This is a genomic window from Leptotrichia sp. HSP-342 (assembly GCF_041199995.1).
Classification (GTDB): domain Bacteria; phylum Fusobacteriota; class Fusobacteriia; order Fusobacteriales; family Leptotrichiaceae; genus Leptotrichia; species Leptotrichia mesophila.
On record NZ_CP165646.1, the window covers coordinates 1,639,264 to 1,663,247 of the forward strand.

Sequence of the window (23,984 nt, forward strand, 5' to 3'; positions counted from 1 at the left end):
TCAAATCTTATTTCACAGTCAAATTTTTCTAATTCACAAAAGGATTATAGAATCTTCCACCATTTATTTTTATAAGTACAATTGAAATAATTACGAATATTGCTGTTACAAAGATTGCTATAACATCTGGCATTTTCATTTTTCTTGCCTGATACCACGTTCGCTTTTTTCTTTTTCCAAATCCTCTTAAAATCATTGCATTGCTTATAATATCTATTTTTTCAATGCTTGAAAATATTAACGGCATTAATGTATAGGATATATTTTTTATTCTTGTTATTAATTTTACATTTTTGGAAATATCTATTCCTTTTGCCTGCTGTGCTTTACTAATGGTTATAAAATCTTCCTGCACCGTTGGAATATATCTAAGTGCGATCGAAACTGCATAAGAAAATTTGTACGGCACACCTATCCTATTTAATGAAGACGCAAACTCGCTTGGATTTGTTGTAATTATAAACAGCAAAGCGACAGGAATAACCGAAAAATACTTTATAAATATATTAAACTCATAAAACAGCTGTTCCTTTGTTACTACATAATTTCCAAAAATTTTGAAAATATCATGCCTTGTTCCATAAATTTTTGTTCCTTCAATCGGAGAAAATAAAAAAATCATAATTAAATTTAACACAAGAAAAATAGTAATTAGATAAAATACAATTTTTATTTCATTAAACTTTATTTTAGAAATTCTGAAAAGTACAAATCCTAAAAATGTCAAAGCTAAAAGAAGTCTCGTATCATAAGTAAACATAATTGCAACAGTCCATAATATGAAACAAATCAGTTTTGTCGCTCCATTTAGTCTATGAATCACAGAATCTTTTTCGATATATTCCAGTAAAAATGTACCTGCCATCTAATCACCCGCCTTTTTCTGCTCTTTTTCATAATGCACAAACGTTTTTATAAGTTCTTCCGAATTTATCCCTGTCTTTTCTGCCACATAATGAAGTGAAGTTTCCTTCAAATTTGCCTGTTCCAACACATTCCTATCTACCAAAATTTGTGCTGGATTTCCTGATTTTATAATTTTTCCTTCATTAAAAACGTATGCCTTGTCAGTATACTCTAGCATCAAATGCATATCATGCGTTATAAATAAAATTGTAATCCCAAATTCATTCAGCTGTTTCAAAAATTCCATTATTTCCTTGTAATGAAATAAATCCTGCCCTGCTGTCGGCTCATCTACTATTATCATCTCAGGCTGTAATACAAGGACAGACGCTATTGTAACCCTTTTTTTCTGTCCATAGCTAAGTGCTTTTATAGGCCATTTCCTAAACGGCTTTAATTTACATATTTCTAAAATTTCAATAACTTTTTTTTCTATTTCATCTTCTGAAACTCCTCTAGTTTTCAGTCCTAATGCAACTTCATCAAAAACTGTAACTTTTGAAATCATTGCATTTGGATTTTGCAGCACAAAACCTATTTTTTCAGCTCTTTTTGTTATATTTTCATCACTTATATCCAAATTTTTATAATAAATCTTTCCTTCGTCCTGCTTTTCAAATCCTGCAATAACCTTTGACAGCGTAGATTTTCCCGCTCCATTTGAACCAACTATGCTTATCATTTCACCTTTTTTTACATCTATATCTATGTTTTTTAATATTTTTCTTTTCTCATTGTATGAAAATGAGATATTTTCCAGTTTTAATAATGTTTCTACAGATTTTTCCCTTACTTTTGGAGAATTATATTTTATCCAGTTTAAAATACCGTCTTTTGCTTCGGAAAAATCAATCTTTTCAATATTAAAAATACTGCTATATTTTTCAAGGTTGACATTACTGTATTTTAGCAAGGAAATATACAAAGGCTCTCTTATGTTCATACTGCTTAGCAAATTTCCAGTTAAAATATTGTCTGGCGTATCATCAGCAACAATTCTGCCTTCATTCACAACAATAATCCTGTCAATTCCCCTATGTAATACATCTTCAAGCCTATGCTCTATAATTATTGTAGTTAGTTTTTTATTATTATGAAGTTCATCTATCAGTTCGATAGCATATTTTCCGCTCAAAGGGTCAAGATTTGCAAGTGGTTCATCGTAAAGAACAATATTGGTATCGTCCACCATTATTCCAGCAAGTGATACTTTCTGCTTCTGTCCTCCTGACAAATCATGCGGCTTCAAGTCAAGCAATGTTTCAATTTTTACAAATTTTGCAATTTCTTTTACCTTCTCTTTCATAATCTGTGTCTCTATTTCATCATTTTCCAGAGCAAACGCTACATCTTCTGCAACAGTAAACCCCACAAACTGTGCATCCGAATCCTGAAGAACAGTTCCCACATATTTAGAATATTCAAATATTTCCTTATACTTTTTTCCATAAATCTCAAACTTTCCTGTTATTTCTCCCTTGTAAAAATAAGGCACAAGTCCATTTATACAATGTCCCAAAGTACTTTTGCCGGAACCTGACGACCCTATTATAACGACTTTTTCCCCTTCGTAAATTTTCAAATTTATATTATGTAATGTAGGTTCCGACTGACTTTCATACTTAAATGTAAAATTTTCAAAATTTATAGCAACTTTTTTATTTTCGTCCAAACTCTCCTCCTTTCGAGTTAAGAATATATTTTTATTTAAATTTCAGTAATCTAAATTGTAAATTTTTTATTTTATAAAGATTAAACAAAATACCCGCCTAATCTTCTCACAGCTACCTTAAGCTACTTTGAAAAATGCGGGTTATTTGTATTATTCCTGTTTTAAGCTTCCTTTGCTTACTATTGTTTTTGAAAATGCGAATATTAAAATTGTACCTAAAATCGCTACAACTATCATATTTCCAAGTGCCGCTGTAACTCCTTGTGCAAATGCTTTTGTTTGCGGTTCTTTATATATTGCAATATCAATAATTGGAGCTAGAACTACCCAGCTTATTAAACTTATAATTACTTCTCCCACTATAAATTTTACAATTTTTGCTCCATTAAAATTCTCAATTTTAACAATTTTTCCTAAAAATCCAGTTGCCAGTCCAAAAAATGCCGCCGCTGCAACCCAGCTGAACCACACATTTCCAGATCCCGAAATATCATTAAGCGTATGCCCAATAAATCCAATCCCCAGACCAACTGCAGGCCCATATATAAATGCCATCAACGCCACAAAAGCAAAAGTCACTTGCAATGTCGTATTCGGAATTGGTGTCGGAATTGCTACAAATCTTGATAATACAATATAAATCGCTGCACCGATTCCCATTGCTACCACTTTTTTAATCGCTGTTGCTTCCATTAGTCTCACCTCTTTTAAAATTTTCAAAAGTTTAAATACATTATATACTAATATTACTTTTTTCTCAACTAAAAATAACAATACTTTTTCATAAATTTTATTAAATTATATTTAATCTTTAAACTGGATATTTATCACTTCTTTCTCAATTTCAAGATGTTTCGTTTCTACCCGTGCATTTTCAAAAATCCTTTTTGAAGCCTTTGTCGAATCAAGCGACTTGTGTTTATCGGAAAAATATATTACCTTTCTTATTCCTGACTGCACGATTGCTTTTGCACATTCATTACATGGAAAATGCGTCACATAAATAGTACAGTTCTTCAATGATTTTATACTATTAAGAATAGCGTTCAGTTCAGCATGCACAACATAAGGATATTTCGTATCCAAAAATTCTCCTTCTTTATCCCAAGGCATACTGTCATCAGAACTTCCCATTGGAAACCCGTTATATCCAATTCCTATTATTTTCTTATCTTCATCAATAATACATGCTCCCACCTGTGTAGACGGATCTTTACTTCTCATTCCAGACAAAAACGCAATTCCCATAAAATATTCATCCCATGATAAATAATTATCTCTTTTAGACATTCTTCATACCCCACTTTCTAAAATATCCAATGTTTCTCAATTACTTAACAACCACTTTCTTCTTAACATCTGAAAACTCTATCTCCAGCTTATCTTCCTTGCTAAGCTCAATCCCTCTCTTAACAATCTTCCCATTTTTTCGAGTTATTGTATAACCTTGTTTCAAAATATCACTTACTGAATATTTCGAAAGCTGTGCCTTTTTATATTTGAGTTCCTTTTTTCGATTTTCAAAAAATTCCAGTATTATTTGGTTAAGTTCGACTGATTTTTTCCTTAAATTTTCTTTTTCACTTAAAATTATTTTTTGTAAATTAATTCTATCAAATCTCTGTTTTCGGTAATCCAGCTGTTCTCTTGATTTTTGTACAATTCTTCTAAGTTCCCTTGATAATTTCTGTTCTTTTTCCATTAATTCAAATTTCTTGTTATCCAGAATATTTGCAAAATTCTTTATGTAATAGTTATTTTTTCTGTATTCCAGCTCTTTTTTCATCATTGTAACTTTATTTAAAAGTAATTTACTCAAAAGATTCTTTTTACTTTCCAGTTCATCTGTTAATTTATCTTTTTCAGGAATCAAGATTTCTGCTGCCTGAGTTGGTGTAGCCGCTCGTCTATCAGCGACTAAATCTGAAAGAAGATTATCAATTTCGTGCCCTACCGCTGAAATTACAGGAATCTCAGACTTATAAATGGCTTCTATCACAGCTTCCTCATTAAATGCCCACAAATCCTCAATGCTTCCTCCACCACGTCCAACAATAAGCGTATCTATTTCAAGGTACTTTTCTTCGTTCATTCTATTAAAAAACTCAATTCCTGCCGAAACTTCTCGTGCTGCACCTTCTCCTTGAACTTTTGCAGGATAAAGGTAAATATTGATATTTGGAAACCTTTTGTGTGTCGTGTTTATAATATCTCTGATTGCTGCTCCTGTATCAGCTGTTACAACACCAATATTTATAGGTAACTTGGGTAATCGTTTTTTTATTTCATCAGAAAAATATCCTTTTTCAAAGTACAACTTTTTAAGCATTTCCATTTTCTCATAAAGTAGCCCTAGAGAATTACTTTTTTCAAGAAAATCCGCTACAATCTGATAACTTCCATTTGCTTCATAAAGCGTAACGCTACCTCGAATTTTTACTAAATCCCCTTCCTTTAAGTCTTCAGGCACTCCTCTATATTTATAACGAAAAATAGCACATTTCACACTTGCACTTGCATCTTTTAACGTAAAATACAAATGTCCCGAACGATAATATGTAATATTAGAAAGTTCCCCTTCAATAAAAATGTTCTTAAAAGTACTTGTCCCCTCCAAAAACATTTTAACTTCCCTATTTATATCACTTACGGAAAATACTGTCTGTTCCATAATTTCCCTCATTTCTTACATTTTTTGTTCTTTAATAATAACATATTTCATCTCTTTTCTCAACTAATGAAATTTTTTTACACAATTAATTTAAATATTTTCTAAAATTTTTATAAATATGTACTAAAATCTATTTTAAATTAAACTACTAAAATTATATAAATTTAAAGTTTAAGTAAAATAGTCATAACTTTTGAGCTCAATTTTAAAACTACCTTACCATATATAACTACAAAACTATAATTCTTTACTTAAACTATATTTCAAGCTCAAAATTTATCATATTACAATCATGAATTTTATACATATCTGAATTTAAATTAACAAACTTTTCAAAAGAAATTGATTCAAATTTATCATCTTCCGTTAAATAAATAATTTTATCACATTGAAAATTTTTAATTTCCCTATCCTCAAAATCATATCCCGAAGCGAGCCACTGTCCATAAGCAGATGATATTTTGAAAAACTGAACAAAATAATATTTCTCTTTCTTTTCTTCTTTATACAAAATTTTACAAACTTTTTCTTCTATTGAATTTTCAAGAATTTTCTTTAAAAATGGATTTTCCTTTTGATATTAAAGGAGGGGTTACCTTCTATATATGAAAAGAATATAAAAAAACAGGTCTTCTTATCTTAAATTTGATATTGAATATGCTGTTTTTCTATTTTGACTCTACTTTCTGAATGTAATGCAATAAAATCTGTTGTTCCATAAAAAATCTGTCTTCTTTTCTTTTACACTTTCAGGTATACATTTTTGAATTTCACTTAAATCAAAATCTGTATTTTTATAATAATTTTTTGTAAAAATACTTTTTTTATATTGAGACCCAATAAAATCTTCGGTTTCATCCGCAATCATTATCTTTGAACCAGGTTTTGATACACGAATCATTTCTTTTATAGCTAGAGCCTTATCAGTAAAAAAATTAATTCCTCCCACATGAAAAACAATATCAAAAACATTATCTTTAAAAGGTAAATCCTCAGCACAGCAATTTACTAATGTAAGATTTGTTCTTTTTTTCCAGATAGAATGACATTTTTTTAACATTCCATAGGAAATGTCTATACCTGTAAAGTCTAAAGATTTTAAATCAACATTTTGAGGAATGAAATTTAAATCCTTTCCCGTACCGATAGAAACATATAAGACAAAAATGCCATTTCTCCATTCCAGATGTTTCATAAGATTTTTTCTCATTTCTGAAACTGTATTTCCATATCTGAACAATCCTATCCATTTTTCACCAAAATCATACCAGAATGATAATTTATCATACATATTCATATATTTTTTATTATCTCCTGCGAGATAGTCTCTGTTTACATATGAAAATATTTTTTCATCTCCTTTTAAGTTTTCAATATCAATATTTTCTTTAATTTTTTCTAGAAATTTTTCCTTATCACTTCTCATCATAGCACTCTCTTTCAATTTTTTATTATACAAACTAAATTTATTTATAATGAATTTTCTGATTAAACAGATAACACTATATATAGTTCAATTTCTTTAATATCGAATTGATGATTCCATACAAAAATTAATTAAATGAAAATTCTCAGTTTTACTTTAAAGTAGTTTCATTATATCTAGTTTTAGACAAAAAAGCTGAACTCAAAATTTTAAGCATTTTGAGACAACCTCTTTTTTATAATAAATCATTCTTCCTCTACTACAACCTCCACATCCTTTTTCCTAAATCCCATCCCAATTTTCACAATTTCTTTATAACCTTCATATTTTAACCCTTCAGAATAATTCCTGTCATTTATTTGCTTCAAGGCGCTTCTTGCAGTTCTTTTCAAATTTTTGCTATCTTTTGCTCTTGAATACTTAAATTCAAATATAAATACTTTTTTAGTTTTATTTTTTGGCTTCAATACCAAATCAGGAATTCCATCTCCACTTTCTACATTTGATTTTACAAAATAATTTTCTGACATTATTGAGACTAGCCCAATTACAAACAGATGATAAGAATTTTCCTCCTTCAAGTCTCTAAAACTTATCGCATTTTTTAAAAGTTCCCTTATTTCCAATCTGAATTTTTCATAATTTCCATTAATCAAATGCTCTCCAAGTCCATAAAATCTGTAATGTCCCCGATAAGTCCTATACAAAAATCTGATTCTGAAAAAATCAAACAGTTCCTCATTTGGAATTTCCAAGTCGTAAACGTTTCTTTCAAGCTTCTTTTCGATGGTTAAATATCCACTGTGAAGGAAAAACTGCCAAATATTCGCATACCCAAAATCATTCACAAAATAATCCCGTTCAATTTCATAATTTTTCCCATTTTCCCTAACTTCAAATCCGTAATTATTTTTATTCAAGTTCAAGGCATAATCTATATCCTGAAACGTCACAAAATCGTAAATTTCCTTTCTTATGCTCTTATGGCTAAGCAATTCCTCCAGTTCAAAAATAATTTTCTCGTCTGAATTTTCCAAATAGTTCATAATTTCATCATTACTTGAAGTATTTACCCAATGGGCTTTTAAATCCCTGTATTTCAAAAAATTAATAATTGACCACGGATTGTATACCTTTATATCTCCAAATAAATAACCATTATACCATTTTTTTACTTCATCCAGTTCAATGTCTAAATTATAATATTTCAGAGCTTTTTCAACATCATTTTCCAAGATTCCAAAATATTCATTATATTTTTTTTCTAATATGGTATGAACTTCCAAATTATTAAGTCCAGAAAAAATTCCTTCCTTAGCAATCCTTAAAATTCCTGTTATTACTGTGATTTCTGCATAATCATTTCCTTTTACTGCCTTTTCAAAGAAAGTCTTGAAAAAATTTATCACATCATTATAATACCCATTAGCATGTGCTTTTATTATTGGTTTATCGTATTCATCAATTAATAAAATAACTTTCTTGCCATAGTATTCAAATAAATATCTTGATAAGTTTGACAAAGCACGGCTGTAATTGCCTTCCTTTTTTTTTAGCCATATATTATCAAAATCCATTAAATCGCTTTTTTCTAGTTTTTCCCGCAAAAATCTGAATTCATTGTACAAGGATTTTATTTCCTCTTTTATACTGTTAAAACCATTTTTCCAGTTTGTTTCCTCAAAATCCTTAAAACTGATAAAAATAACTGGATTCTGCCCTTGTCTATCAAAATATTCACTTTTAGAAATTTCTAGATTTTCGAAAAGTTTTTTATTTTCATCTTTATTCTTCACATCAAAAAAATATTTTAACATCGACATATTTAGCGATTTTCCAAATCAACGTGGTCTTGTAAACAGAATTCTTGTCGTTCCACTTTCCAGAATTTCTTTAATCAGCCCAGTTTTATCAAAATAATAGTAATTATTTTGTATCATCACTTCAAAATTATCAATTCCAACTGGCAAATTTTTCTTTTTTTCCACTTTCTCATTTTTTCCCTTTTTAATCATATTCCCTCAATTCCTCTCTTTTTATTTATTATTACTCACATTATATTTATATTTTTGCTAAAAGTCAAATACATTTATTTAATTTTTTTATTCTAATTTTTGAAAAATTTTCATATAATTAGGGCAAATTTGATTTTAAAATGATTTTACGATAAAATAATTATAATTTGAACTCTTTTAAAAGGTATCAAATCCAAAATTTAGAATATATAATCATAAATTTTAAATTAATCTTACTATAAAAAAAGGAGAATTTTTATGAAAAAAAATATTTTATTTTTACTGGCTTTAGCAATACTAAGCTGTCAAAAAGATAAAAACAATAAAGAAAAAATTGAACAAAAAAATGTTACTGAAAATCAGCAGGAAATAACTAAAAATGAAGATGTAAAAATAGAAGCCTTTGAAAGCAAGAGTAAATTCTTTTGGGATTATTTCAAGGAAAATGAAGAGAAAATTTATAATTTCGATAAACTCTCAAAGGATGAGCAACAGAAAATCTGGCGACAGATTCATATAAGATTAAGTGTTATAAATGAAGCTTTGGGAGTTGAAATATCAGCTGTTCCAAAAAATGGAAAACGAGAATTAATAATAACAGCAAATGGTCTTGTTGACTTATTTCCCGCTGTAAGAAAATTAGCCGCAAATGCACCAAAAATGGAAAAATGGATTGTAAAACCTTTTAAACAGCGAATGAAGAAAGTTAGAATAAAAATGTCAAGTGGAATAGATATGTCTTCTGACGACCTTTATTTTAAAATAGACAGTAAAAAAGAGAAAAGATTAAACATTTCAGTTTATATGAAAGGATATGAAAAAATACCTGCAAACAGAAAAAGAGAAATCTTGTATCAACTGCTTGATGGCATTCTAGGAGAAGAATACGTGGAAACATATCTTGGGGCTATTAAAGACAGTGATAAAAAAGATGATTCCTATATAAATTCAGATAGGCTGATTGAAGAAGTTGATAAATTAAAAAAATAATATTACTTACTTAATATAATATTTATAAAGGGCATTCTTTTGAATGCCCTTGCTTAAACACATTAATAAATATAAAAAAATTGTAAACTAGTCCTGCCTTATAAAATAATACTTCTCATTCAAAGTTTTTACCATTTCCTGTGCATTTTTGATATAATTTCCAGTTCCATTAACAAAATCTTCTTTACTGAAAGAATCCGTATCAGAATCCACATCCAGCCTAAAAATCCCCTTGGAATATCCTGGTACAATTTCCTTAATATTCTCAGGCATTCCGTCTATTCTCTCATATTTTTTAACTAGCTTGTCATAAATTTCAGAATTAGCCGTATATCCTGTTATTTCATTTCCAAAATTTGACATAAAGTATTCTCTTGGAATATCCATTGTTTTATCAGGATTTATAACAACATTTTCATAATTTTTGCTATCCACTCCAAATTCTCTAACAGTAAACAATTTGTTACTATCCAAGTATTTTTTCAATTTTTCTATTTGCTTACGATTTTTTACATATCATAAATTGCAATATTAATTGCGACATTTTACCAAATTTTTTTTAAAAACTAATTTCGTGTAAAAATTTTTCAAATGGCGTTGCATAGTTTAAACATTTTCTTGGTCTCGAATTTATCAGCATTAAGGTTCTTATCAAGTCTTCTGTGTCTATTTTTGATATGTCGGTCTTCTTTGGGTAAAATTCTCTTAGAAGACCGTTGCTGTTTTCATTGCAGCCTCTCTGCCATGAGCAGTAAGGGTCTGCAAAATAGAAATCTATTCCCATCTTCTCCACCTCTTCCCAGCACGAAAATTCCTTGCCCCTGTCTGATGTGAAAGTCTTGAATGCTCCTTTTGGAATACCGGCTGTCAGCCGTTTTATTGCTTCCAGCATTGAACTTTTACCTCTATCTTTCATCTTTATTGCCACATAAAATCTTGTCTTCAATTCCACAAATGTCGCAAAGCAGGCTTTGCTTTCTCCTCTTGCTGAAACTACCGAGTCCAGCTCCCAATGCCCAAAAACTTCTTTTTCCTGACTTCTTCCGGTCTGTCGCCAATTGACTTCCCAATATTGAATTTTCCTCTTGTCTCCTTAGTTTTCGCTCTCCTCCCCTTTCTTCTCAAGACATTCAGGGAAACATCCAGAAAATTACTGTACAGCCAGTTATAGATAGTTTTAAATGACAGTCTCCCCTTTAGTTCCCTGCCAGCAATTTGTTCAGGGGACCAGGTTTTGTAGAGCCTGTCCTCTATCAGGTTTTTCAATTCAGGAGTAATTTTTGAGCTTCTTCCTTTATTAGCAGCTTTTGTACTGGCATCTGCCTGAGCATTCTCAGAAGAGTATTCGCCATTAATTCTTTTGATTTCACGGTAAATGGTAGCCCTGTGCCTGTTAAGAATTTCAGCAATTTTAGAAATTCTGTAATTTTCTTTTAGCAGGACCTCTAGTTTATTTCTTTCATTTATGGTAAAATATTTATGGCTCATGATATATTTCCTTTCGTTAATGTTTTTGTCGTTACTAACATTTTAACACGAAATTATCATGAGTTTTTATATTTTTTTAGTTTGTCGCAATATATTATACAATCTATGATATAATTTCCTCACTATAACATTATCCTCAGCACTAATATTTTTTAATTCTCCATTTTCCAAATACATTTCTCCAATATTCACATTTCCTTTTAAATCAATATTTCCTCCTAAAACTGCTATTTTTTTGATATTAATTTTTCTATTTTTATCAGAATTTACAAGGATTTTAGAGTTTTCATAAACTTCAATTTCTGTATTCACATCGCTGTATATACTCATTTCTCCCTCCAACACCTGTATAACTCCATCAATCTCAACCTTTCCAAATATATTAAGTCTCCCTTTTCCTGCTTTCCTAAGTCCTGTCAATGTTTCAATGTCATTAATATCTTTATAAAAATTCTTTTCACTTGGGATAAAATTCTGAATGCACATATTTTCAATTATAGCATTTTTTTCACCAGTAGCATTTGTATATCCAGTATTTTTATCCACAGTATCAACAAGCATATTATAACAGGTTTTCCCTTGAGGCTTTTTAGTCATTGAGCCTTGAATATCATTATCCCAGTTCCATTCCTTGCCCTCCTGAATTTCTGCCCAGAAGAATGGCATCCCATCCTTGCCTTTCACTCTGTCGTACATCCCCGTAAAAAATTTCTGTTCCTCCACAAGTCCTGCATTAAGTGAACCAATCCCTCTTTTAGCCTTTCCAATGTCAGCAATCCCCCATCCAAGAATATTGTCAAGGTTATCATTTTCCCTCGAAGCTGTGGTAAATATAAACTGTTTTACCTCATGATAAGTAATCCCTGGGAAAAGTTCCGCTACTTGTCTAGCTCCCCCAGTAATTCTTGGCGATGAATAGGAAGTTCCACTCACTATTGTCCAGTCAGGAATTATACTTCCGTCATCCATTTTAAGTTTATTTCCCTTTTGAAACCTCATAACCTGCCCATTTTCATACACAGAATTTGCCCTTGAATAAAGCGGGTATACAATACTGTCTTCTTTTGCTGCAGGAAATACACAGCGCAATTCTTCTTTTTTACCATTATCCATTACTCCTCCAAGCCCTGCTGCTGTATCAGTTCTTACGTTTTTTCTTATTAACTCTGTAATTAAGGAAGTTACATCTTTCAAACTATTCTGATATTCATCTCTACTGCAGGCATACTGACCAACCCTGACTTTCTCTGAACGCATTAGTTTCTGAATCTCTTCCCCAAACATTCCAAAATGAATTGTTTCAAATGTTGGAATAACTGTGTTTATCAAACTTCCATCTGTATTTTTTACAATCCAGTCTTTACTGTTTGCTCGAACTGGATTTCCCATAGACTGAAAAATTAACCAAATATTATCAGTTGTCTTGCCTGAATAAAATCTAGGGGAAGCCACATCTCCTACAGCGATTTCATTTATCACATTCCCAAAATAAATCGAATTTTTCCCAAGATAATGCTTATAATCATCCTGTATCGTATAAGAAGAAGAAAAAAGACCCTTAGGCAGCAAAGGAGATTCGGCAATAAGCACAGTAGAATAAACATTGTCTTTGTATTTCCCCATCCCTCCAGCTCCAAGTGAAAATGCCCTGTAAACTTCCACAAGATGCCCACCGCTATACTCCGAACTTTTTACATAACTATTAGTTTTCCATCCGTCATATACCCATAATTTAGGCTTTTCTTTATATCCTGCATACATTTCAAGATTTTCAAAATCCAATGTTCCATCTGTTATTCCAATCCCATCGCTATATTCCACAGCCTGATTTTTGTATTTTACATATTTTATAAATTTTTTATCTGTTTTATTATATGTTGGTGTTTTCTCTAAAGTAAACACAAGTTTAGCAGCTTTAACATTTAATGAAGCAATCAAGATAGTTAAACTTGCGATTGTTTTCCTGTTCAATGTTATCTCCTTAAAATTTATTTTTACAGAATTTATAAAGTTTATAAACTCTCATTAATATAGTATTCTTTAACTTCAATCTTTCTCAATTTCTGATTCCTTCTATACGAATACTGTTGTTATTAACTTCTTGCAACCTTTTCTTTCTAATTTTATGTTTATAAAATTAACAAGTAAATTTAATGTATACAAAAAGACTGGAAAATCCAGCCTTATCCAAATTTCTATTCAAAAACTTCTGTAGCATTCGTTACTTCATTCCCCAATGCCACATTTAGTGCCACAATAGCCACTTCCAGCTGACTTTCATCAGGTTCGCTTGTAGTAATTTTTTGTAGCCACATTCCTGGAACAGCTATTATTTTTGCAAAAACATTATCCAAATGATAACTTGTCCAACGCTGTATTTCGTAAGAAAGTCCAGCAACAAATGGTACAAACAGTATTCTTGTTACTAATTTATAAAGAAGCATCGTAAAATGTCCAGTTGGAACTTTAAAAAATAAATCAACTGTCGAAAATACTAAAATACTTATAAACATTACAAGTAAAAGAAAGCTTGTACCACATCTTGGATGAAATCTTGTACATTCTTTTGCATTTTTTGGTGTTAATTCCTTTTCCATTTCATAATTCATAATACTTTTATGTTCTGCTCCATGATATTCAAAAACTCGCTGTATATCCTTCAAAAATGAAATTCCGTAAATATATCCCAAGAAAAGTATCAATTTTATAACAGCCTCAACAATATTGGCTTTTAAAACATTGTCTTTAAAGAAAAAGCCTCCAACAGCAGATGGCAACCACATAAACACGGCGATTCCTAATAAAACCGATGTCATAACAGTAAAACCAACCTGTTTATCCGTCAATTTCTCCTCTTCCAGTCCAGCTTGATTTGATGCAAAAATAAGCTCTTTCGTCCCAACTACCATTGCATCATAAAGTGCTATAACTCCCCTAACGAAAGGCACTTTTAACCATTTATTATTTTTCTCGGTAAGTGTTATTTTTTTATAAACAATACTTCCATCCTGCTTACGAACAGCTGTTGCAATTGCTTTAGGTCCTCTCATCATAACCCCTTCCACAACAGCCTGTCCTCCAACAGTTACTCTTTTATCTTTCATTTTTACCTACTTTCTTAATTTTTATGTTTTTATAATTTTTCTTAGTTTCGATTAATATTTTATTCCCTGTCAATTACAGTTCTATTTTTTATACGTTTTAGTGATTTATTAATGTGTTCAGCCTTGTATTTACTAACTCCTTTTATTTTAGCAATATCTGAAGCTGTTGACATCAAGATTGAATGAACATTTGAAAATTCCTTTACAAGAATTTCTCTATCCTTTTTACTTATTTTTGTTATATTGCTCAAAAGTCCATAACCACGTGGCTCTATCTTTTCATCAAAATTTATAATATTTGTATCAAATCCAAGTAAACACACGATTTTTTCATCATCCAGCAATTCCTCTTTTGTTAAGGATTTCACTCTTAAACCAATTTTTTCTGCTGTTTCCTCACTTATTTTATAGTCCTTTATAAGAGCATCAAAACTTTCGTTTTTATTTAACATTATTTCTTCATACTGAATTTTTATAAGCCGCCCTTCGCTTCCAAGCTCTGCCATGTATTCAATCAATTCTTCCGACATTCTGAAAAGCAGCCCATACATTCTCACACATTCTACAATATCATAAAGTGTTACCATGTTGTCAAACTCAAGAATTGACAAATTCACATGATTTTTTTCAATCGCAAGAGAATATTTTTCAAGGGCTGTTATCGCCTGTGAAGATTTTGTCAGTAAATCTCCAATTTCATTTAGTAAATATCTAAATTTACCATAATACACTGTTATTTTATTTCTTCTCTCGGAAACTGCAACAACTAAATTTCCTTTTTGTTGAGCAATTCTGTGTGCTGCCTGATGTCTTGTTCCACTTTCATCTGTTTCTATGGAATAATTTGGTTGTAATTGGATATTTGCTCCATAAATTGTTTTTATATCCTCTGACAAAATAATTCCACCATCCATTTTGGACAGTTCATAAACTTTTTGTGGCGAATATACAGTATTAAGCTCAAATCCACCTCCCATTACATCTTTCAAATCACCAGGATTTCCTAGTACAATCAGTGCTCCTAACTTTGCTTCCTGAATCTTGTCTATCGCTTCTCTTAAAGCTGTTCCTGGTGCTACCCTATCAAATATATGCTCCAATATTTTCTTCTTATTAACTACCTTTTTTACCATTTTCATATCCTTTCGCCTTTTTACTCTTTTCGGCTTATCTTATCCTCTCAACAAGTTCACTTATATTACTTATATAATTAAGTTTTATTTTGGTTTTTTCCTTCTCAAAGTCTGCCTTATGGCTTTTTGGAAGATACACTCCTGAAAATCCCATTTTTTCTAGTTCATTCACTCTATTTTTAATAAATGAAACCTTTCTTACCTCTCCCCGTAATCCTAATTCACCAATAGCCGCTATTTTCTGGCTTATCGGCACGCCCTTTACTGAGGATAAAAGCGAAAAAACCACTGCCAAATCAGAACTTCTATCATTCAAATCAATTCCGCCTGGAATATTTATATAAATATCTTTTGAATTTACATCCACCTTTAAGGAACGTGATAACACTGCACTCAATATCTCTACACGAGTTTTGTCATATCCCTCAACTGTTCTTCTTGGCATTCCAAAATTCGGAGTTCCTAGCAACGACTGCACTTCAAATAAGAACACACGGCTTCCTTCAAAAATTGGTACAATAATACTTCCAATATTTTTTTCATCTCTATCACTTATAAAAAATTCAGACGGATTTTTTACTTCACTAATTCCATTTTCTTTCATATCAAAAATTGAAATTTCATTTGTAGATCCATAACGATTCTTTATTGAACGGATAATTCTGTAGTAATTATTTTCTTCCCCTTCAATCTGCAATACTGCATCTACCATATGTTCCAATAGTTTTGGTCCCGCTAGTTTCCCATCCTTTGTAACATGTCCCACAATATAAAATGCAATTTCGTTTTTTTTAGCAATTTCAATGATTTTTAAAGTTGTTTCACGAATTTGAGTTACACTTCCAGGAATGGAATTAACATTTTCTGAATAAAGTGTCTGAATCGAATCAATTACAACAACTTTTGGCTTATCCTTCAAAATTACACTTTCAATTTTTTCAATATTTGTGTCATTCAAAATATACAAATTTTCACTTTTTACATTGACACGTTCTGCACGCTGCTTTATTTGTCGTGGCGATTCTTCCCCAGAAACATAGAATACATTTCCAATTTTTGCATATTCCTGTGATAATTGAAGCAAAAAAGTTGATTTTCCGATTCCAGGACTTCCTGTAATCAGCACAACTTCTCCCTTTATTAGCCCGCCTCCCAGTACTCTATCAAATTCCTCAAAAGGCGTTACCATCCGAAATTCTTTCTCTATTTCAATTTCTGTTATCTTGCTTATCGAAACTTCCTTTGATTCCACATTCCGAAACGTACTTTTTATATCAATTTCCTCTTCGAATGTTCCCCATGAATCACAGTTAGGACATTTTCCAAGCCATTTTAATGAATTATAGCCACACTCTGAACATATATATTTTGTTTTCTCCTTTTTTACAGCCATTTTAAGTTCCCCTTTTATTTTTTACGTTTTTATCTTATCAAATTTTTTTAACAAAATTATGTTTTTTCTCTTTTTATTAACTTTGAAATAATGATTTTAATGCTGTTCCAGTTCCTTAACCTTCTTATCCAAATGTTTTTCTACATTTTCTGTCACAAAAAAGCTCAAATTCCCCTTGTTTAATGCTACTTCTTTTACAAGGCTCGAACTCAAATATAAATATTCTCTTGAAGCTGTCAAAAATATTGTTTCAAATTCGCTTTTTGCAAGTGTTTTATTTGTCAAAGTAAACTGTAGCTCGTACTCATAGTCTGACAATGCTCGTAGTCCTCTTATCAGAATATTTACATTTTCTTTGTACATAAAATCGACTAATAATCCCTTAAAAATTTTTATTTCAGCATTAATATTCTCTTTTTTCAAGATTTCCTGTATCATTTCAACTTTTTCTTCATCAGAAAACCAAGCCTTTGATTTTGTAGAATTTTTAAAAATTCCTATTATTAACTTGTCAAATAAATTTGAAGAACGCTTTATAATATCAATGTGCCCCTTCGTTATTGGATCAAAACTTCCTGGATATAACGCTACTTTTCCCATCCTGTTCTCCTATTTTTGATTGCATTTTTTTACTTTTCTGATTTTTTTAATCTTTCGAGAGCTTCTCTTGCAGCATGTTTTTCTGCCTCTTTTTTACTTTTTCCTATTCCTATACCATGAATTTTATCATTCCAGCTTACAGACATTTCAAAAACTTTGTCATGGTCAGGTCCACTAGTTTTAATCAAATTATATTCAGGCATTTTTCTGTACTTTCCTTGTACAAATTCCTGCAAAACTGTTTTATAGTCTCCGGTTCCTTCTATTTCTTCAAGTTTGTTTATTTTCCCAAGTAAAAATCTTAATGCAATATTTTTCGCAGTATAATAATCGGAATCCTTAAAAATCGCACCAATCAAAGCTTCAAAAGCATCCCCTAGAATAGATCTTCTGTGTCTTCCGCCAGACATAATTTCACCATTACTCAAGTATAAATACTCTCCTAGCTCAAGCTCACTCGCAATAGTTGAAAACACAGGTTCACTTATAATCTGACTTTTAAGCTTTGCAAGCTCTCCTTCTGTCTTTTTTTCATAAAGTTCATAAATATACTCTGTTGTTATAAGATTTAAAATCGCATCTCCTAAAAATTCGAGCTTTTCATTATTAAATCTTCTATCCTTCTCAGTTTCATTGGAATACGATCTATGTGTTAACGCTTCTTCCAAATACTCCTTATTTTTAAATTCGTATCCTATTTTTTTCATTAATTCATCAGCGTTTCTATTCCTATTTATTTCCATCCGTCTCCCCTCCTTTTATTTTCTATAATTCTGTCTTATTTTTTTATTGTTTAATCAAGGGGAAAATTAATATTTATTCTCCCCTTAGTTATTTCAAAATATTTTTATTATTTATATTTTCTAAATGCTAAAACTGCATTGTGTCCGCCAAATCCTAGTGAACTTGACATTCCTACTTCAATATCTCTTTTAACTGGTTTGTTTGGTACATAATCTAAGTCACATAATGGATCTGGATTTTCATAATTTATTGTTGGAGGCATTATTCCTTCTGAAATCGCAAGTGCCAAGAATGCCGCCTCAATTCCACCTGCTCCACCTAATAAATGTCCTGTCGCACCTTTTGTAGAACTTACAGCAAGTTTGTACGCATGTTCTCCAAATGCTGTTTTTATTGCTTGTGTTTCATTTTTATCGTTTGCAGGTGTTGATGTTCCATGTGCATTAATGTATCCAACTTCCTCTGGTTTAATATTTCCTTGCTCCAAAGCCATTTTAAACGCTCTTGCCGCTCCTTCTCCACCATCAGATGGAGCTGTCATATGAAAAGCATCTCCTGTTTCTCCATATCCAACAACTTCTGCATAAATTTTTGCTCCACGTTTTTTAGCGTGTTCCAATTCTTCCAGCACTAGCACTCCAGCACCTTCCCCAAGTACAAATCCATCTCTATCCGCTGTAAATGGACGTGATGCAGTTTTAGGATCTGGATTAGTTGACAATGCTTTCAAGTTTGCAAATCCTGCTATTCCTGACGGAGTTACTGTTGCTTCTGTTCCTCCAGCTACCATTGCATCAGCTTTTCCTAATAAAATTGCTTGAAAAGCATCTCCAATTGAGTTTGTTCCTGAAGCACAAGCTGTAACAACAGTCTTATTAGGCCCTTTTGCTCCAATATAGATTGAAGTATTTCCAGAAGCCATATTCAAGATTGCCGCTGGAATATAAAATGGCGATACTCTTTTAGGCCCTTTAGTAACAAGCTTTTCCACTTCCTGCTCAATTACATCCAGTCCTCCTATCCCTGAGCCAATAATCACTCCAATTCTATCAGCATTTTCTTCTGTAATTTCAAGTTTAGCATCTTCCAATGCTTCTTTAGAAGCCGCAATCGCAAATTGCGAAAATCTAGCTATTTTTTTCAATTCTTTTTTCTCAATATAATTTTCAGGCACAAAGTCTTTCACTTCTGCTGCAATGTGCACTGAATGCTCTGAAGTATCAAACTGTGTAATCTTATCAATTCCACATTCTCCAGCCAACAAATTTTTCCAAGCCTTATCTTTCCCAGTTCCCAACGGAGTTACCAGTCCTATTCCTGTAATCACTACTCTTCTCATTAATACACCTCTCATTTTTTATTTTTTTATAATTCTAAATACAAATTTTAAGTTTTATAAAATAAATTGTTATTAATAAAAGATTTTTTCTTTAATTTTTGTATATTTTTCTTTTTTTAAACGTAAAGGGGAGCAGTCGTCATCCCCTTTACAATCACGACGTTTTTAAATTAATTACAATAATTATGATACTGAAAATAATGAGCAAAATTTCGTTAGAAGGAAAAATAACTGTTTGAGATTTTGGAGTATATTTTAAATCATATACATTTTATTGATATTAAAATAACTTTGATTCAAAATCGAGTTTTATTTTTTCTTTATAAGAAAGTTTTGCGTAAAGCGGGGATGTAAGGGCATGGCGTCTGATGCCCTTACGTTAAAAAATATAAAAGAAAAAACAATTATTAACTAAAATAATCCATAATATAAAAAAACTTTTTACTAAATATGTTAAAAATAGATTACGTTAATTAATTTATTTTATTATTTTAAAATAATAACTTTTTTACAATAAGATTATTTTAACATTTTTTCATTTTTTTTTCAATAAAAAAGGGGGGAAAGTCCCCCAAAAGTTTTATCTATTATTTAGATTCGATGTATTCAATTACATCTTTAACTGTTTTAATTTTTTGTGCATCTTCATCAGGAATTTCAATGTCAAATTCTTCTTCAAAAGCCATGATTAATTCAACTGTATCTAACGAATCTGCTCCTAAATCATCAACAAAAGATGCATCTTCAGTTACTTGATCTTCGTCTACTCCTAATTGATCTACTACTATTGATTTAATTTTATCTAGCATTATAATGCCACCTCCATATTAATTTTCTAGAATTATTATACCAAATGAATGTAAAAAATGCAACTAAAATTTATTAATAATAATGCAATTTTTTTAGTTTAGCTTAATAATTCCATTAATTCCTTATCACTCATTTCAAAAAGGACTTTCTCTCCATCTTTACTTTCTAGCAAATTCTCGCTTAATTGACGTTTATTTTCCTGAATTTTTATGATTTTTTCTTCAATCGTCCCTTCTGTCACAAGTTTTATAACTTGCACACTTTTTTTCTGTCCAATTCTATATGCCCTGTCACTTGCTTGATTTTCCACAGCAATATTCCACCATGGATCATAATGAATTACGACATCTGCTCCAACAAGATTTAATCCAGTCCCACCTGCTTTCAATGAAATTAATACAGCCTGTCTTTCTCCAGCATTAAATCTGTTACAAATCTCAACTCTTTCCTTTGACTTCACATTTCCGTCAATATAAAAGTATTCAATTCCCATATTTACAAGCTCTTTTTCAATTTCCTTCAAAGTTCCTACAAATTGTGAAAAAATTAATAATCTATGCCCATTTTCTGTGATATCTGGAAGTAAATCCCGAAGCACTTCTATCTTTGCCACTTCACCTTTATAGTCTTCCTTGAACAAAGTTGGTGAATTGCAAATTTGCCTAAGCTTTGTTAAAATTGCAAGTATTTTCATTCTATTATTATCATTTTCATTAAATTTCTTCATTTCACTCTTAGCTTTTTTTATATACGACATGTATAACTGTTTTTGTTCATTGCTCAATGTTACAACCATATTTGATTCGATTTTATCTGGCAATTCTGTGAGCACTTCTTTTTTTGTTCTTCTTAGTAAAAATGGAGCAATAATTTCACGTAAGTTGTGTATTTTCGAGGAATTTGGATTTACAATCGCTTCCTTATAAGTTTTTTTAAATTTTGTCAAATTATCTAAATATCCTGGTATTACAAAATCAAAAATTGACCATAGTTCTAAAATATTATTTTCTACTGGCGTTCCTGTCAATGCAAAATTTACTTTGCTGTTGATTTTCATAACTGCCTTCTTTATCTGTGAAGTTGTAGTTTTTATATTTTGAGCCTCATCTAACACCACTACATCAAATTCTCTGCTCTTATATTCTTCAATATCATTTCTCAAAGCCTGATAAGTTGTTATTAAAAATCCCCTTGTTCTTCTTGAAATAATTTCCTTTCTTTGACCTGCTGTTCCTTCAATCAAGGTCGGTCTTATTCCTGTAAATTTAATAATTTCTTCCTTCCAGTTATACAATAATGAACTTGGTACAATGATTAAGGCTGAAAAACTTCTATTTTCTTGATAAATCTCATTTAATAAAGAAATTGTCTGCAAAGTCTTACCAAGCCCCATATCATCTGCTAGAACTCCTCCAAATCCAATATCATACATATTTTTTAGCCAGTTAAATCCTAATTTTTGATACGGAAATAATTTTACATTTATATTATGTGGCTCAATTTCTTGCCGGTTTTTTATTTTATGGAACAAATCCTTAAATTCATCCATTTTTACAAGTTCTTCCTGAATATTTTTTGAAATTTGAGCAAGCTGTAGAGCTTTTATTTTAGAAATTTTATTTTCTCCAACTTTCAGATTAGAAATAGAATCTGTAATTCCAACCAGTTCTTCAATGCTTTTATTGGCAATTTTTACAAGTTCACCACTTGAAAGCGTTATATATTTCTGCTCATTTTTAATTGCTTCCATCACAATTTCAACATCATCAGCCTTTATTCCCTCAATATCAAAGCTGACATTCAAAAAGTTATTTTCGACTCTTTTTATTCCAATATGGACATCTATATTTCTTGCGCTTTTTATTTTATTGTCTAAATGAATTTTTACCTTGTCTGAATATTTTTTATCAATGTATTCTGAAATTTTCCCTAGTCCTTCATAGTTAACATTATAAGTCCCTTCGGTTAATTCCATATTTGTAGCCGAATAACTTTCTACAAGTTTTCTTAATTCCTTAAATAAGTCTATATTTTTTCTTGGAATAAAATATTTTCCATTTTTATTTATTGCACAAATAGTATTTGACAGATTAATCTTCACTACTTCCTTTTCATCAGTTTCTGAAACAAAAATATGAATATTTCCATCTTCTTCAATATATTCAGCAACATTTACATTCTCATATCTCAAAACTGCTCCCAGCTTCTGATTATCCTCAAACGAAATCTGATTAAATAAATCTGTATCCAGAAAATCAAATTTCCCAAAAAATCTTTCCTCATTCGCATCCATCTTAAAGACTTTCGTTGTATCATTTGAAAAAGAATAAAATGGGCTATTTTCCGAGATTTTTTCTATATTTCTCATCATAATTCTGCCATTTTCGACTACAAATAAAGGTTCATAACTGCTCATTATCTGTTTTTGCTCCCCTAACAAAATAAGATTTTTTCCTTTTTCCATAGCTACAAGCAGTTTGTTTAAAAGCATTTCATATACTTTCAAACCTTTTTTATCTTTAATTCCGCTATCTATAACACTTTGAATCTCTTTGCTGTATTCGTAAATTGCATTGATTATTTTTTTATTTGTTTCATTGAAAAAACAGTTCTTAGGGCTGTAAGTAATTTTAGATGTAACTTCATATTCCCTTTCTTTCACAATAGCCTCAATAAACTTCAAAATATCTTTTACATAATATATTTTCTTAAATCCTGTCTTTATTCGCAAAATATAGTCTGGCACATTATTTTCCTGATTATAGTCATACCCATATTTATAGTCGCTATAACTTCCTTCATCAATTTCTATTTCCAGTCTCATTTCCTGTTTTTCATCAGCTTGAATATTTTCGATTTCTAGATGAAGATTATAAATTTCATTAATTTTTTTAGAAATACTTTCAACATTTTCCAATATTTCCTCATTTATTTTCTTTTTTTGAAAATCTATATTCTCTTTTTCAATTTCATCTTTTACAGCTTTTTCAGTATTTGTTTCAATTGTTTCAAATTTAATTTCCAAATTTTTATTTTTTTTATCAAAATTTGTAAATGCACCATTTTGAATATTTTCCTCTTTTTCAAAAGTTTCAGCTGTTTTATCTAATTTTTTTGTATTTTCACTTTTTAGTTTTAATCTCTGTCTTGATTTATTTTTATTATCATTTTCTGAATTTTTCACAGTAGCTTTTTCAGTTCTAATATTTTGCTCTTTTTCCTTAATTTTAGCTATTTTTTTATTGTCTTCCTCAAAATCATCTTCAAACATCATTTCAATTTCATCTGTCCCAATAACTTTTGAAATTTTTTCTGAATGATCTGCCATCATCCCCAAAGTTACAACGTGTTTACAACAATTTTTCTTATTATTCTTAAAAAACATGCAATCACAGTTTGCTTCGATAAATTCCCCTTTTTTCTGTTCTACCGTAATTGATGTCTTACAAAGGCTGTTTTCCTTGTACTCACCTTCCACCGTTATAAAATTTCCGTCAGCGAAAAGTGCAGTTATATTCCCCAAACTTTTATTATAATATTCCTGTCCAATTACAAAAATGCTTGGTGTTATCTGTTTTTTCAATTCTAACGAAATACTATTCTCTCTCATATCTCTCCCTACTTTTATTTTTAAAAAAAATCTTTTAATTCTCAACTTTCCTCTTTTACAATTCCCCCAATAGATTCCGTTAT

At 30.4% G+C, this 23,984-nt stretch carries 19 protein-coding genes and 2 pseudogenes; 1 reads left to right on the forward strand and 20 read right to left on the reverse strand.

Features of this window, described 5'->3' with window-relative positions; translation table 11 throughout:
* Positions 1-28: 28 nt before the first annotated feature.
* The 9 genes and pseudogenes from AB8B23_RS08410 to AB8B23_RS08450 form a co-directional block, all read right to left on the reverse strand.
* Complete coding sequence (locus AB8B23_RS08410; RefSeq protein WP_369712373.1) at positions 29-865, reverse strand: energy-coupling factor transporter transmembrane component T family protein; 837 nt, start codon at positions 863-865, stop codon at positions 29-31.
* Positions 866-2,578, reverse strand: a complete 1,713-nt coding sequence (locus AB8B23_RS08415) for an ABC transporter ATP-binding protein (RefSeq protein ID WP_369712374.1) — start codon at positions 2,576-2,578, stop codon at positions 866-868.
* A 150-nt stretch (positions 2,579-2,728) separates the two neighbouring features.
* Complete coding sequence (locus AB8B23_RS08420) at positions 2,729-3,271, reverse strand: ECF-type riboflavin transporter substrate-binding protein (RefSeq protein WP_369712375.1); 543 nt, start codon at positions 3,269-3,271, stop codon at positions 2,729-2,731.
* A gap of 111 nt (positions 3,272-3,382) precedes the next feature.
* The gene (locus AB8B23_RS08425) at positions 3,383-3,868 is read right to left on the reverse strand and encodes a deoxycytidylate deaminase (RefSeq protein ID WP_369712376.1); all 486 of its coding nucleotides are present in this window, start codon (positions 3,866-3,868) and stop codon (positions 3,383-3,385) included.
* A gap of 40 nt (positions 3,869-3,908) precedes the next feature.
* Positions 3,909-5,249 (reverse strand): exodeoxyribonuclease VII large subunit, encoded by a 1,341-nt coding sequence (gene xseA / locus AB8B23_RS08430; protein WP_369712377.1) that lies wholly within the window; start codon positions 5,247-5,249, stop codon positions 3,909-3,911.
* Positions 5,250-5,505: 256 nt separating this feature from the next.
* Positions 5,506-5,760 (reverse strand): hypothetical protein, encoded by a 255-nt coding sequence (locus AB8B23_RS08435; protein WP_369712378.1) that lies wholly within the window; start codon positions 5,758-5,760, stop codon positions 5,506-5,508.
* 168 nt (positions 5,761-5,928) lie between these two features.
* Positions 5,929-6,678 carry a class I SAM-dependent methyltransferase gene (locus AB8B23_RS08440; RefSeq protein WP_369712379.1) on the reverse strand — a complete coding sequence of 250 codons (750 nt, stop codon included), beginning with the start codon at positions 6,676-6,678 and terminating at the stop codon, positions 5,929-5,931.
* A 242-nt stretch (positions 6,679-6,920) separates the two neighbouring features.
* Positions 6,921-7,721 (reverse strand): PD-(D/E)XK nuclease domain-containing protein, encoded by an 801-nt coding sequence (locus AB8B23_RS08445; protein ID WP_369713925.1) that lies wholly within the window; start codon positions 7,719-7,721, stop codon positions 6,921-6,923.
* A gap of 63 nt (positions 7,722-7,784) precedes the next feature.
* Positions 7,785-8,690: pseudogene (locus AB8B23_RS08450) on the reverse strand (AAA family ATPase); the annotation flags it as partial.
* Between the two features lie 258 nt (positions 8,691-8,948).
* On the opposite strand from AB8B23_RS08450, the gene AB8B23_RS08455 reads away from it, so the two are divergent.
* On the forward strand, positions 8,949-9,680 hold the full coding sequence (locus AB8B23_RS08455; RefSeq protein WP_369712380.1) for a hypothetical protein: 732 nt from the start codon (positions 8,949-8,951) through the stop codon (positions 9,678-9,680).
* Between the two features lie 87 nt (positions 9,681-9,767).
* On the opposite strand, the gene AB8B23_RS08460 is transcribed toward AB8B23_RS08455, so the two are convergent.
* The 11 genes and pseudogenes from AB8B23_RS08460 to AB8B23_RS08510 form a co-directional block, all read right to left on the reverse strand.
* Positions 9,768-10,166, reverse strand: a complete 399-nt coding sequence (locus AB8B23_RS08460) for a hypothetical protein (RefSeq protein WP_369712381.1) — start codon at positions 10,164-10,166, stop codon at positions 9,768-9,770.
* Positions 10,167-10,239: 73 nt separating this feature from the next.
* Positions 10,240-11,168: pseudogene (locus AB8B23_RS08465) on the reverse strand (IS30 family transposase).
* Positions 11,169-11,234: 66 nt separating this feature from the next.
* The gene (locus tag AB8B23_RS08470; RefSeq protein WP_369712382.1) at positions 11,235-13,139 is read right to left on the reverse strand and encodes a S8 family serine peptidase; all 1,905 of its coding nucleotides are present in this window, start codon (positions 13,137-13,139) and stop codon (positions 11,235-11,237) included.
* Between the two features lie 224 nt (positions 13,140-13,363).
* Complete coding sequence (locus AB8B23_RS08475; protein ID WP_021743985.1) at positions 13,364-14,272, reverse strand: DUF1385 domain-containing protein; 909 nt, start codon at positions 14,270-14,272, stop codon at positions 13,364-13,366.
* Between the two features lie 59 nt (positions 14,273-14,331).
* Complete coding sequence (disA, locus tag AB8B23_RS08480; RefSeq protein ID WP_039901215.1) at positions 14,332-15,405, reverse strand: DNA integrity scanning diadenylate cyclase DisA; 1,074 nt, start codon at positions 15,403-15,405, stop codon at positions 14,332-14,334.
* 34 nt (positions 15,406-15,439) lie between these two features.
* Complete coding sequence (radA, locus tag AB8B23_RS08485) at positions 15,440-16,798, reverse strand: DNA repair protein RadA (RefSeq protein WP_369712383.1); 1,359 nt, start codon at positions 16,796-16,798, stop codon at positions 15,440-15,442.
* Between the two features lie 96 nt (positions 16,799-16,894).
* Entirely contained in the window at positions 16,895-17,398 is a 504-nt protein-coding gene (coaD, locus tag AB8B23_RS08490) for a pantetheine-phosphate adenylyltransferase (protein ID WP_021743988.1), read from the reverse strand.
* Between the two features lie 29 nt (positions 17,399-17,427).
* A complete protein-coding gene (gene rnc, locus AB8B23_RS08495) occupies positions 17,428-18,141 on the reverse strand; it encodes a ribonuclease III (RefSeq protein ID WP_369712384.1) in 714 nt (237 codons plus the stop codon).
* A gap of 107 nt (positions 18,142-18,248) precedes the next feature.
* Positions 18,249-19,481: a beta-ketoacyl-ACP synthase II gene (gene fabF, locus AB8B23_RS08500; RefSeq protein WP_369712385.1), complete on the reverse strand. Its 1,233-nt coding sequence runs from the start codon at positions 19,479-19,481 to the stop codon at positions 18,249-18,251.
* Positions 19,482-20,068: 587 nt separating this feature from the next.
* A complete protein-coding gene (locus AB8B23_RS08505; protein WP_026748316.1) occupies positions 20,069-20,290 on the reverse strand; it encodes an acyl carrier protein in 222 nt (73 codons plus the stop codon).
* A gap of 98 nt (positions 20,291-20,388) precedes the next feature.
* Positions 20,389-23,901: an SNF2-related protein gene (locus AB8B23_RS08510; RefSeq protein WP_369712386.1), complete on the reverse strand. Its 3,513-nt coding sequence runs from the start codon at positions 23,899-23,901 to the stop codon at positions 20,389-20,391.
* Between the last annotated feature and the right edge of the window lie 83 nt (positions 23,902-23,984).